General features: G+C 57.8%; 8 protein-coding genes and 2 pseudogenes. 8 read left to right on the forward strand and 2 right to left on the reverse strand.

The window, feature by feature from the left end:
• The first annotated feature begins 2,228 nt into the window (after nucleotides 1–2,228).
• The 8 genes and pseudogenes from XI05_RS09610 (at nucleotide 2,229) to XI05_RS09640 (ending at nucleotide 10,428) form a co-directional block, all read left to right on the forward strand.
• Nucleotides 2,229–2,576 (forward strand): hypothetical protein, encoded by a 348-nt coding sequence (locus XI05_RS09610; RefSeq protein ID WP_271500891.1) that lies wholly within the window; start codon nucleotides 2,229–2,231, stop codon nucleotides 2,574–2,576.
• Between the two features lie 38 nt (nucleotides 2,577–2,614).
• Nucleotides 2,615–3,211 (forward strand): hypothetical protein, encoded by a 597-nt coding sequence (locus XI05_RS09615; RefSeq protein ID WP_271500893.1) that lies wholly within the window; start codon nucleotides 2,615–2,617, stop codon nucleotides 3,209–3,211.
• Between the two features lie 29 nt (nucleotides 3,212–3,240).
• Nucleotides 3,241–3,630, forward strand: coding sequence for a hypothetical protein (locus XI05_RS09620; RefSeq protein ID WP_271500896.1), 390 nt, complete (start codon nucleotides 3,241–3,243; stop codon nucleotides 3,628–3,630).
• A 141-nt stretch (nucleotides 3,631–3,771) separates the two neighbouring features.
• Nucleotides 3,772–4,353: pseudogene (locus XI05_RS09625) on the forward strand (prolyl oligopeptidase family serine peptidase).
• Between the two features lie 816 nt (nucleotides 4,354–5,169).
• Nucleotides 5,170–5,334 (forward strand): hypothetical protein, encoded by a 165-nt coding sequence (locus tag XI05_RS09630; protein ID WP_271500897.1) that lies wholly within the window; start codon nucleotides 5,170–5,172, stop codon nucleotides 5,332–5,334.
• Nucleotides 5,335–6,200: 866 nt separating this feature from the next.
• On the forward strand, nucleotides 6,201–6,497 hold the full coding sequence (locus XI05_RS39495; protein WP_333939836.1) for a hypothetical protein: 297 nt from the start codon (nucleotides 6,201–6,203) through the stop codon (nucleotides 6,495–6,497).
• The gene (locus tag XI05_RS09635) at nucleotides 6,421–6,966 is read left to right on the forward strand and encodes a phytanoyl-CoA dioxygenase family protein (protein WP_271500899.1); all 546 of its coding nucleotides are present in this window, start codon (nucleotides 6,421–6,423) and stop codon (nucleotides 6,964–6,966) included. Before XI05_RS39495 ends, XI05_RS09635 begins: the two co-directional genes overlap by 77 nt.
• A gap of 255 nt (nucleotides 6,967–7,221) precedes the next feature.
• Nucleotides 7,222–10,428: a Ulp1 family isopeptidase gene (locus XI05_RS09640; protein WP_271500901.1), complete on the forward strand. Its 3,207-nt coding sequence runs from the start codon at nucleotides 7,222–7,224 to the stop codon at nucleotides 10,426–10,428.
• 173 nt (nucleotides 10,429–10,601) lie between these two features.
• On the opposite strand, the pseudogene XI05_RS09645 reads toward XI05_RS09640, so the two are convergent.
• A pseudogene (locus XI05_RS09645) lies at nucleotides 10,602–11,033 on the reverse strand (transposase domain-containing protein); the annotation flags it as partial.
• Between the two features lie 471 nt (nucleotides 11,034–11,504).
• Complete coding sequence (locus XI05_RS09650) at nucleotides 11,505–11,924, reverse strand: SET domain-containing protein (protein WP_271500903.1); 420 nt, start codon at nucleotides 11,922–11,924, stop codon at nucleotides 11,505–11,507.
• Between the last annotated feature and the right edge of the window lie 714 nt (nucleotides 11,925–12,638).

Raw genomic sequence — 12,638 nt, forward strand, 5'->3', positions numbered from 1 at the left:
CGCCACTTGGCGTACAAAACCCGAGACTCTAACTGCCGCTGGATGAAAATGCAGTGGCAGGTCAACCCGTTGTGACGAGCGCCGCCGTCGTAGCACCCAAAAAGAGAACTCTTGATCGCATAATGATTGCCCTGCACTTTCCCGAGACGCGGTCCCGCTCGCTAAGTATCGCCGCACGGCAAATCATCGGAGCGACCAGACACGTAATGACGCGCCGGGGCTGCTCCGAAGATCACCGCACTACGATTGATGATGAAGTCCCGAACGAAGCAAGCCGCGTGCCGGACTAATTCGTATCTTCTGCGCGCGTTTTCTAAGAGTGTGTCGCGTCAACTTCCTTATGGTGGTTTGAACGCGGACAATTGAGCGTCGATAGTTCTACATTGCGCATCGAGCGTAGAAGGCACGCGCATGTGGGACGTTTTTATTTGTTCATTGAAGTGTGCGCGGACCCGTTCCGATCTTGATGAAACAGCGTACTCTAAAGTGCAGTGTTCTCGTCTCCGCGCCAGCTGCGGTGACGGCAAGCAGCCGGTCGTTGCGAGTACAGCTCGTCTTAGTTTTTGGGAGCGTGAGTGCCGCGAGTAAGGCTAGGAGTCGTGCCCGGACCGCTTTTGCGGCGCCCCGTTGTCTTGCGGCTTTTGTCGCCTTCGTTGCGTCCTCGATCGCGTAAGGATAGTTGACCTGACCGACTGCAAGGTCGGATGGAGCGCGGGCCGAGCTCGATCACTCTTTATTGGCTGATCTCATGTATCTCAGGGGCGCGCCTGGATGGGAAATGATCTTCTCTGCGCTGCGCGCGAAAGTATATCGAGGGGCAAAGATCGAGTCACAAGCGATCGTTATCAAGTGCCCTTTGTGAACAGCACATCTGCGACTCTGACGTCAAGCGGCATAATCAGCGTATGCTAAGATGCTATCAGACTCAGTCCCTGCAGCACGTCAGCTGCGGTTGGTAATTGATCGAGCATCATCAGATTGTGTAGTAAATGCGATATCGGGCATACTCCCGCGGAGATCTTGCCTACGTTAGGCTCTACAGATGTTGTGGAATCCACATCGCGGCTATACGTCATGGAAAGCACATTCCGGGCCTTGGGTCACCGCACTCTGCACGCTAGGGATGTCGAACAGCGCTGCGCTCGCAATAATCTCTAGGCTCAAGGAGGCAGCCGCAAAAGAAAAGCTGGGTCGGTCCATGGCCGCAATTAGTTGCCGAAGCTCTTCCCGTAAATTTCGCAGACGATTCAAGTCGTCAGACCGCGAACTGAATCCACTGCCGCCTAGCTCGTTGGGCACAATATTCACGGATGATTCTTTATTCCGCGATAGGTCACGCGTCGGACCGAAAAGCAGTCGTAAGTCAGTTCTTGACCAGGTTGTACGTGACGCGCCGTTAGAAGTCGGCGATGATGGTGTTGATATGTGTTTGGCTGACTGCTGTTGTTCATGAGGCGGGCGTTGTCAGCATTTGTACTCTATAACGCCATCATTAGCCTTGTAGTCTCTTGGATAGCCATGCTTACCAAGTAGAGCCTGAAATGTTGGAGCTAGAGCTTCGTACTGCTCAGGCGTCACCGCTATGTCAAAGATTGGGTTGTGAATCCAATCAGCGAAGCTTTAGGCAGACGCCGATGTCGGCGGATTAGGCTTCAGAGATCGCCCGGCTGCGCCAGCCGAACGAACGGCTGCGCATGGAGCGCTACCTTTCAAAAAATCGACCTCGATCTTTGCCGGAACCCGAACTGTCATTTCGGATGACTGCAGAGGCCTTGTCGAGAGCGTCGCCGATGCCTGCGCGATGCGCGCCCAAAACGCTGCATGGTTTACCTTTGCCGCAACGTGTTCAGCGATAGTCCTTCGCGCAAGGTTTGCGAGGTGAGCCATATGCTCAAGGCAATTCATGCGGAGCCGGTCTGTGAATGGCCGAACGGAAGGTGCAAACGAACGTCGAAGATTACGTAGTGCGACGATGAGCAAGGTGGTCGCTGCGTATCGTCTTTACCACGAACCGACTGTCAGGTTTGAGACGGACGTCCAAAAGACGACACTTAAATGGGTTGGGAACGCCGGAGAACCTCGCCTTTCGAACGGCACGCTGCTTGCTCCATCGAAAGCCAGCGGACGCACTTCCTGCATGCCTGCGGTTTGAAGCCGAGTATGCATCTTCCGAATGCTTCCACTCACTAGCAGGATGCTCAAGGCCGGCTAACTTCAGGACAATTCCCATGAAAAATTCTCTCTTTCTCGCAGCGTCGCTATCCATGAGCTGTTTGATGGCCGCGCGACTTTCCCCAGCGCCAGCGTCTGCGAGCGTGGCTGAAGATCCTTTTCTTTGGCTTGAAGAAATCGAAGGGCCGCGCGCATTGGTTTGGGCTCGGACCGAGAACGACAAGACACTCAGTGCGCTCCAATCTGATCCACGTTACCAGCGCTTCTACGGGGAAGCGCTCCACATTCTTCAGGCCAAGGACCGGATTCCGTACGTCTCGATGGGACGACGCGGTCTCGACAATTTCTGGCAGGACGAGAACCACGTGCGCGGCGTCTTGCGGCGTACGACGCTTGAAAGCTAGCGCAGCCAACCCCCCCCCGATGGGAGACCATCCTCGACGTGGATGCTCTCGCTGACGCGGACAAGAAGAATTGGGTTCTTAAAGGGGTGAGCTGCCTTCCGCCCGAAGAGCGCCTATGCTTGCTCAACCTGTCCGACGGTGGAAAGGACGCTGTGTTTATCCGGGAGTTCGACGCAGTTGCGAAAACCTTCGTCACGAAGGGCTTCGCACTTCCCGAGGGAAAACAGCAGGTCACTTGGGTCAATAGCGGCACGGTCCTGGTTACACGAGATTGGGGCGAAGGGACCATGACACAAGCCGGTTACCCTTTCGTTGTGAAGGAGCTCAAGCGCGCTCAGTCGCTGGCGGAAGCGCACGAGGTCTTCCGTGGCGAGCCGACCGATGTCGAGGCTACACCATTCGTGCTGCGCGACAGTGAAGGTACGATCCATGCGACCGGCGCCGACCGCCGCATCAGTTCGTTCGAGCATGAGTATGTTCTCTTTGGGTCCAAGCCGATTAAGCTCAATCTGCCAAAGAAGTCGACCATCGGAGGCATCGCGAGTGGTCGCCTGCTGGTGACGCTAAACGAAGACTGGATGCCGCCGTCCGGAGACACGCCCTCTCAGCGGGCTCGATCATCTCGTATGACCTGACCGAATGGAAGCAGGATCCGCTGCGCGCCATGCCAACCCTCGTGTTTAAGCCTGGGCCTCGTCAAGCGATCAGCGGATTCACCGCCACAAGAAACTTGTTAATCCTAACGATTCTCGACAATGTTCAGAGTAGGGCGTTTGTCTACAAGTACCATCAAGGCGCCTGGCAGGCCACGCCGATCTCGCTACCAGACAATGCGAGTGTCGGTGTAGCTGCGGCATCGGGTCAAACCGACGAGGCGATGTTCACCGTCTCCAGCTTTTTTAGCCCGACGATGCTCTGGTACTTCGACGCCGTAACCGGTCGCCTTGAGACCCTGAAGACGACACCTCCTCGGTTCGACCCCTCGAGACATGTCGTCGAACAGTTCGAGGCAATCTCGCGCGATGGCACCCGCATTCCTTACTTTTTGCTATGACCCAAGAGCGCAAGGTTCGACGGATCAACTCCAACGCTTCGGTACGGCTATGGTGGGTTTCAGATTCCGCTCATCCCCGCTTACGCCGGCCTCACCGGACGACTCTGGCTCGAGCAGGGCAACGCGTGTGTTGTCGCGAACCTGCGCGGCGGCGGTGAGTTTGGGCCCCTATGGCACCAGACTGCCCAAGGAGCAACGAAGCAGCGGACATGGGATGATTTTATCGCCGTCGCGGAGGACTTGATTCGGCGCAAAATCACTTCTCCCCGCCGGCTAGGCGTGGTCGGCGGTAGCCAAGGAGGCCTCCTGGTAGGGACCGCAATCACCCAACGACCCGACCTCTTCAATGCGGCCATCTTACAGGTTCCGCTGTTCGATATGGTTCGGTTCACCAAGCTGGGCGCCGGGGCCTCCTGGATCAGCGAGTATGGCGATCCCAGCATTCCCGATCAGCGCAAGTGGCTCGAGGCTTACTCGCCCTATCAGAGGTTGGCGCCAGCCAAGACCTAACCGGCCCCCTTCATTCTCACGTCCACCAAGGACGACCGCGTGCATCCAGCGCATGGCCGCAAGGCAGCGGCAAGGCTCGCTGCGTTGGGCCAACCGTACCTCTACTATGAGAATACCGACGGGGGGCATAGCGCCGCCGCCAATCTAATTGAACAGGCACGCCGGATCGCTTTGGAACATACGTACCTATCCCAGCGGCTTGTCGATGAGTGATGGCGAGGACTAAGATCTACTTCAATGATGACGCTTGACGGACGACGTTATCGGCCGCGGCGTCAGCAAGCCGGTCTTTGCTCATTCTCGGCGGGCGATGGTATCTCGCTGGCGATGAATGCGACTGATCAGCTACGTCCGCCGTCTCGCCTGATCAGTCCCTGTAGGTCACTCAAGGCCGAGTTCCCGTTAATACCCACGAGGCATTTCGTGTGAACAGCCCTCAGGGCAAAGCCGGCGCTAGCCTCTCAATCCCGTGGCCAACTTCATTGGGAGTGCGGATGCAGATAGGGATAGCGCCTTTCTCATGAAGTCGTGACAGAACAGCACTGAGCGGTTGCAGGAACTACCGTGGCAGATTGAGCCGGTATTGATAGCCACACGTACCATTGACCAATTGCGCAAAGGCCTGTCAGCTTGTGGTAAGCTATCACAGATACAGAGCCCTTGGGGTTAACGGGATGTGGCAGGGACAGCGCTTTTGCTCCAGACGCGATCCGCGCCGAGTCACCTTTCCGCTAGTCTCAACGGCAGTGCGGATGTGGTATGGACTAGTTGGCCTGGTTTCACGCCCGGGTCGGTTAGTACCGAGCCGCACCCGCACTGTTTTACATCTCGCGCCGAGCGATCGTGGTGGCTATCTGGACAAGCTTCGCAGGTACTCTGGCGAAGGTCGATAAACCACCTGAAGAGGTGAGGGCCACGCAGTTCCTTCTCTGCCGCAGCGGCAATGAGTGGTGTTGGACACTACATACCGCCACGAGAGTCCTGAATCGCGAGTTCGGCCGCTAGCGCTTCGGCGATGAAGGCTATCCCATGGAAGAGTTGGTCGCGGAGCTTGGCGCGGCCTTTCTGTCCGCCGATCTCAGCCTAACACTGGAGGTGAGGGAGGATCACGCCTCCGATGTCGCTCTGAACAAGGGTGCTGAAGAACGGACGCACGATCTTCACGATCTCGTCCGATGCCCAACATACGGCTGACTTCCTGCATGGGTTTCAGGCCAGAAATTGCGTCGCGGGCTGAGCCGCGGCGGCAATCATCGATCTGGACCCTATTGACTGCGCGTCATCCTACTTACAGCAGGGCGGATGTTTCGAACGGGTTTCAAATAGATAATTCGTGGCGGCTGCAAGCATTTTGATTGAGGATGCATGGGTTTGAGGCGCGAGGCCCGCTCTCAATCGCGGCGACCGTACCGACCGTGCGAGGGGCAACGGCCTGCTCACGCCTTGCATACCACGATGTCCGTAGATGCTTCGCGACGCTCGTCCCGCCACGATGGGTTGCCAGCGGCTCATGTGCGAAAGGCTCGAGGCCGAGCCTGACGACTTCAAGTCCGTTCCAGCCGACATGGACCGCAACCTCGTGCAGGAACCACGAACTACCGGGCGGCAACACAAGCCAGATGTAAAAGCGATTAGTCAGCCGCCATGGCTATGGGCTAAGTTATTCAACCTTGAACACGATAGCCGTAAATCTCGCCGGCCAGCACGGCGTCTCGGTGCCCACTACCTCGCAGATCTTTACCCTCGCATACTTCCTCGGGCTGTCGGCTTTCCTATGGTCGGAGGCCAGTTGGTCCGTGGATACGGCCTTGACGTGATGTTGCTGAGCCTATTGTGCGCGACAGCTCTTAATGCGGTGCTAGCAACGCGCCTCGGGCGAAGCACAACTGATCCGCCTCATCTTAGGAAGGAGCTCACACATGCTGACTGAAGCACAGCAATCGAAATGGCATAAGGATGGATATCTTCGATTGGAAGGGTTCTTCGATCTAGCCACGCGCGGCAAGAATTCTCGTTAGGTTGAGGAAGTTGCGCGTTGGGATGTAAGCTCAGATAAGTGGATGTTGTGGTTCGAGAAGACGAGTGACAGCCGTAAGATCATCTCCAAGGCTGAGAACTTCTTAGACTACCATGGCCCTCTACGGGAGGCACTCCTGGCCGATGGCCGCATTCGTGTAGCGGTCGAGACACTCTTGAATGAGAAGACACGGATGTTGAAGGAACTTCTGATCTTCAAGTATCCGGACAGCGGCGGATACCGCCCTCATCAGGAGATCTACCATGTGCCGCACAAGATATCCGACCGCATGGTTCCCCGCAATTGCATGCATCGCCGTGGACGACTCCGACCCGGGTAACGGTGGGCTCTTCTTCACACCAGCTCGCCATAAGGAAGGAATGTTTCCGATGGATGCCGGCGGGGTGATTTACCCGGAGATCGCCGAAACCTTCACATGGGAGCCGGTGCGATTGAAAGCTGGTGATGTTTTCATTTTCGACGATTATGCGCCCCATTACTCCTTGCCGAACAAGAGTGATCGGTCGCGGCGTGCGATTCACTTGGCATTCCAGCGCGCATCCACTGGGGGGCCGACACGCACCGAATGTAACCGCATGAAGCGCGCCTACAACCCACCAGAGGGAGCGGTGGCCGATCTTGAACACCTAAAGCTTCCCAATGTCCGGCTTGGCCGCCGCGGTACGGCCGATCCCGATGCCCGTCCACTGACAGTGGTCGGATCGCGTGCTTACGATGTCATCCTGACGGTGCAAAGCTCGTCCAGGATTCGTCCCCTCTCGCGCCGAGATGACGCTCGGCTGATGTGATCGGCGCCGCTGGTATGCCGTTTTGCAACCCAAGCAATGACGAGTCGTCGCTTCCCATGCCGCCGCGGGACTTCATCGGCCGGGAGGAAGGCGGGTCCTGAAACCCATGAAGCCCAGTGACGATCGAGAGCCGCGGGGCCGCCTCGTTCTGCAGATGTCGCGATGCATTGCCTCACTAGCGACGGCCTCGTCAGCTTGTGGAAAGCCTATCCATAATAGGATCAGCTCAATTGATGTCTTGGACGTGAGGCTAGCGTGGACCCGTACAATTCCGATCCATTCAATCCAACAGCTTGGTCCCAGGTGCAGCACGCCGTCTTGGAAGAGGACCAGGGGGGGCATGCCAGCCAAGAGGGTTTTGAGCAGCACTTGGCCGAGGCGCGCCCGCCAGATCCGGGTCCTGTCTCCGGTGGCGGCCGCAGCGGCCGCAACTACCATCCCCATCTCTCTGCAGAACATCGGGAAATTATCGACAAGGCGATTGCTCAATATGCGGCTCAGAAAAAGCCACAACTGAAGACGGTTAAGCGCTATACGCAGGCGCTTCGCCGACTTGGAAATGATCTTGGCGCTCAGCGCATTACGATTGATTTGGGGGACCACCAGTCCCTGGTCCGTCACGTCAAGACTTACTTCCCGAACGACGAAGACATGAAGAAAGGATTGGGCATCCTTCGTGCGTATCATGATCCGAGCTATGTACATTCTGGCGGGCGGCCGCGCACGATCCCTTCAGCGGAAGACGCGCCCCTCTCAGAGCGGCTTAATGCCAGCGGCATGACGTCGGGCAGTGCTGCTCGTCATGATCGTAGTCTCCGCAGATTTTCTAACGCGCTTAATCTTGCGGGCTACTCGATATCGGGGCTAGACCACGCTGCGCGCATCGAATTCGCTCAGAAGTTGTTCCCCAATGACGAGCATCTATTGTTCGCATTGGGCAAGGTACGCGATGCCGAGGACGTTTCCGGCGCGGGTGCATCTCGGCGGCCCAGCGGTCATGCTGTCCCGTCGCCCACATCGCATCTTTATCCCGATGACGCCCTCATCATTGATGGCCTGGAAAAGGCAGAGCTGAGCATGCTCAAACCCGAGGAGACTAGCCGGAAAAAACTTGCTCAAAATCTGGCCCGCAACCAACGAAGATTCGGTGCTTGGCTCCAAAGGAATGGGCGGGGGAGCATAGTGAGCCGACTCACCGGCACCAGTGAGCAGCAAAAGTCGTTGAACGACGATTACAAGGACTTTAAAAAATCCGATCGAAGCGCGGACATGGGCTTCGATCGGGTTCGGAACTATTTATTAATCGTCGAGGCGAACGCTGCGCTGGGCGTCTCCCCTGAACAGGCGGGCGGGGAGCCGCGGCGTGGCGAGTCGAACTCAACGTGGTCGCCGCACCTGCCGCACGATTTTGAGGGGCCGACGCCGGAAGCGGTGCCAGATGGGTCGTCGGCGATCTACCAAGGTCTCGACTCCTTCGTTGATCTGCCATACACACCGCAGGAGGTGAGAGACGATGCTCAGTCCGCGCCGGTGGGTGGGGCTGCCGCCAGACCGCCTCTCTTCAACGGACCATCGGACGCGCCAGCTCAATCGTCGGACATTTTCCGCGATCTTCAGTCTTTCGTTGATCTGCCGTACACGCCGCAGCAGATGCGAGACGATGCTCAGTCGCGGCCGGTGAGTGGGGCTGCCGCCAAACCGCCGCTCTTCACCGGACCATCGGACGCGTCAGCTCAGTCGTCAGACATCTACCGCGGTCTCAACTCTTTCGTTGATCTGCCGTACACACCGCAGCAGATGCGAGATGATGCTCAGTCAGCGCCGGTGGGTGCGGCTGCCGCCAGACCGCCGCTCTTCGCCGCACCATCAGATGTGTCAGCTCAGTCGTCAAACATCTATCGCGGTCTCAACTCTTTCGTTGATCTGCCGTACACACCGCAGCAGATGCGAGATGATGCTCAGTCAGGGCCGGTGGGTGGGGCTGCCGCCAGACCGCCGCTCTTCACCGTACCATCAGACGCGCCAGCTCAGTCATCCGCCATTTATCGCGGTCTCAACTCTTTCGTTGATCTGCCGTACACACCGCAGCAGATGCGAGATGATGCTCAGTCAGCGCCGGTGGGTGGGGCTGCCGCCAGACCGCCGCTCTTCACCGTACCATCAGACGCGCCAGCTCAGTCATCCGACATTTATCGCGGTCTCAACTCTTTCGTTGATCTGCCGTACACTCCGCAGCAGATGCGAGACGATGCTCAGTCAGCGCCGGTGGGTGGGGCTGCTGCCAGATCGCAGCTCTTCACCGAACCATCAGACGCGCCAGCTCAGTCTTCAGACATCTACCGCGGTCTCAACTCTTTTGCTGATCTGCCGTACACACCGCAGCAGATGCGAGATGATGCTCAGTCGGCGCCGTTGGGTGGGGCTGCCGTCAGACCGCCGCTCTTCTCCGTACCATCAGACGCGCCAGCTCAGTCATCCGACATCTATCGCGGTCTCAACTCTTTCGTTGATCTGCCGTACACTCCGCAGCAGATGCGAGACGATGCTCAGTCAGCGCCGGTGCTCAGCCCTGCCGATGAACCCGCATTCTTCGTCGGGCGGTCGGGCGTACTTCACGAGTTTGAGCACATCGGATACCGAATCCACGAGGATCGGCAGGATGGCTCCCAGCCGGTGTCGGATTTCTTACTCGACGTCCTGAATAACATCGGGGTCCAGCCGGACCAGTTCAGCGGCCCAACCCAGGTCTCCATTAACGGTGAGACCTACTCGATCACATTGGGGTCGCGAGAGCGCAGCGGTGCTCAATTCATCGATCATCCTCGCCCGTCCCCTGTCCCGGGTGCTCAGATCGGCCCCTCGGCAACTGTTGCGTCTTCCGGCCACCGCAGCGGACCCGTGCTGGGGCCCACGCAGTGGCTGGGTGACGAGCATATCCAGCGGGACTATGAGCTCCTGGCGCAGGACTTGCAGCAGAACAAGCCGGATCTCGCCGCCCTGACGCGGTTCGTGGATCCCCTGATAGCACAAATGTTGCGATCCCCCTCCAACGAGGTAGTCGAACGAGCATTAGGGTGGGTTCGCCGTGATACAGCCGACTTCCTTTTCCTGCCGGTAAGCGATGCCAGCAATACGGATAAACATCAGCGCGGCAGTCACTGGTCGCTGCTGCTGGTTGATCGCCGCGATCGTGGCCGGCCGGTCGCCTATCACTATGACTCTACCCAGGGATACAATGACAGGCCCGCAGCGGAACTCGCAGGACAGCTCGACGCTAACCTGCAACAGGCCCCGATAAGACAGCAGCAGAACAGTTATGACTGCGGCGTCTTTGTCCTGGACGGCACCCGGGAACTGGTTAGGCGATTGGCAGCAAGACGGCCGGACCTGAACCTCAACAATCTTGTCATCAGTCGGCAGGCACTGCGGGACCGACTAGGCGCTGGTGTCGGCTTCAACTGAATAGGGCGCACGACCGAGTGAATGCTGTTCTCGCCGATCGAAAATCCGCAATCGGTGTGTTCGCAGAGCATTATAGTGTCTCACGTGAGGAGCTGAGTACGCATACGACGAAGACCGCCTGATTGACGCATGCCCGCGGGCACAGCGAACTCTATGATCGGTCGGGGGAAAGGTCAGCGGCCTGCTGACCCGGCGGGCTTATCGGCCTGGCGCAGGAGCTTCCATTCCCAGGGCAGCAGTTCGTGCAGGCACGACGCGGGAAGATCGGCGATCCGGGCCAGGACCTCGGCGAGCCAGGCCTTGGGATCAACGTCTTTGAGGCGACAGGTCGGTATCATCGTCAGCATGATGGCGGCACGGTCGGCGCCACGCTGGCACCAGCGAAGGTCTAGTTGCGCCTTCCCAAGACAATGCCTGTCAATGCGCGCTCAGTGCATTGGTCAAGCAGATCTTGCCATCGTCGAGGAAACGGGCGAAGTCGAAGTCGCCCCGCGCCTGAGCATGTAGTTCCTAGGCTTCAGGACGTCGGAGGAGCGCGAGAGGGCTTCGCGCTCGCGCAACAACCAGAGGTGCATGTCCTCGAGAAGCGGCTTGCTTTTCCTCTGCGCTGCGCGCGGACGTAAATCGAGGGGCAAAGATCGAGCCGCAAGCGGTCTCATCAAGTGCGTTTGTGAACAGCACATCTGCGACTCTGACGTTGCACAATCAGCGCATGCTAAGATACTATCAGGCTCAGCTCCTGCGCCTTCTTAGCAACGACTGGGAACTGATCGAGCGTCGTCAGATTCTGAAGTAAGTGCGAGATCAGGCACATCTGCGGAGATCTTTCCTAGGGTAGGACAGATGTTGTGAACTCCACGTCGCGCTTATACGTCATCGAAAGCACGTTCCGGGCCGCGGGCCACCGCACTCTGCGCGCCGGGGATGTCGAACACGGCTGCGCTCGCAATAATGTTCAGGCTCGAGGAGGCAGCCGCAAAGCTGGGTCGGTCGATGGCGCAATTAGTTGGCGAATCTCTTCCCGTAAATTTCGCCGACGAATCAGTCGTCAGACCACGAACTCAATCCACTGCCGCCTAGCCCGTTGGGGCATCAACGTTCACCGATGGTTCTTTAGCCCACGATAAGTTACACGTCGGATCGAAAAACAAGTAATTGCAAGTCAGTTCTTCACCAGGTTGTACGTCACGCGCGGTTAAAATTCGGCAATGATCGTCCTGATATGTGTTTGGCTGACTGCTGTGGTTCATGAAGCGGGCATTGTCAGCATTGTACTCTATAACACCATCATTAGCCTTGTAGTCTCTTGGATAGGCATGCTTATCAAGTAGAGCTCGAAATGTTGGAGCTAGAGCTTCGTACTGCTCAGGCGTCACCGCGATGTCAACGATTGGGTTGTGAATCCAAATCAGCGAATCTTTGGGCAAAAGGGCAGCGGAGAAAAGTCCAATACCGCCAAACTGGTCTGCCTTTAAAGCAGTTTCGACAATCAACATTGAAGAAGTCTCCCTAGCACCCAGCAAGCTAACTGACCTGAGCCCCGAAATCTCCTGCACAAATCGGTAGGGTCGTCTAATCGCGCCTCCGTCCCAAATTGGATTTTTTCGCGTTCGTTGCGGCAGCGGCTGGCGGATCGCCTTTCGCGGTACCGCCATCTTGGCGGTGCTGGAAGGGGGCTGCAAGTCTGTTGGGATTGCGAGCAAAGATCCGCGTCGATCAAGGCGGCGAGTTCATGTCGCGCGATCGTGACCCGTAAGCCTATCAGCGCGGCGATACGCTTACTTTCTTACGGTCCGGCAAGCCGCCGGCAACGGCTTCATCGAGTCCTTCAAGAGCCGCTTTCGCGCCGACTGCCCAATGGCCACTGGTTCCTATCCCTTGCGGATGCCCAGGACAGAAGTGGAGACATGGGCACATCGTTAGCGAAGGGCCACACGTGGGCGATCGGCAGTCGAACGCTGATTTTGCCGCACAACCACGTCGACGTAACCAGCCTGCCACGTAATCACGCGACAAAGCGCTAGTGTTGGGTGGTCTAAAGCGCGGTCTCGCTGAAAATCGCGACATGTGACTGCTGCTGGATGAAAGTTCGATAGCGGTCAGGCAGGATAATTTCGCGGGCGTATGCACCGTATCGGTCACCTGTGAGCGACTTAGAGCTGGTGGTGCGCTCGTAGACTCCTAGTCATCGCCCGTGCCGCTTCCGCTGC

The organism is Bradyrhizobium sp. CCBAU 11357 (assembly GCF_028128865.1).
Taxonomy (GTDB): domain Bacteria; phylum Pseudomonadota; class Alphaproteobacteria; order Rhizobiales; family Xanthobacteraceae; genus Bradyrhizobium.

Coding starts and splice junctions, on each gene's coding strand:
- XI05_RS09610 (WP_271500891.1), top strand. CDS start 2,229: ATGAAAAATTCTCTCTTTCTCGCAGCGTCGCTATCCATGAGCTGTTTG.
- XI05_RS09620 (WP_271500896.1), top strand. CDS start 3,241: ATGCCAACCCTCGTGTTTAAGCCTGGGCCTCGTCAAGCGATCAGCGGA.
- XI05_RS09630 (WP_271500897.1), top strand. CDS start 5,170: ATGGAAGAGTTGGTCGCGGAGCTTGGCGCGGCCTTTCTGTCCGCCGAT.
- XI05_RS39495 (WP_333939836.1), top strand. CDS start 6,201: ATGTTGTGGTTCGAGAAGACGAGTGACAGCCGTAAGATCATCTCCAAG.
- XI05_RS09635 (WP_271500899.1), top strand. CDS start 6,421: ATGTGCCGCACAAGATATCCGACCGCATGGTTCCCCGCAATTGCATGC.
- XI05_RS09650 (WP_271500903.1), bottom strand. CDS start 11,924: ATGTTGATTGTCGAAACTGCTTTAAAGGCAGACCAGTTTGGCGGTATT.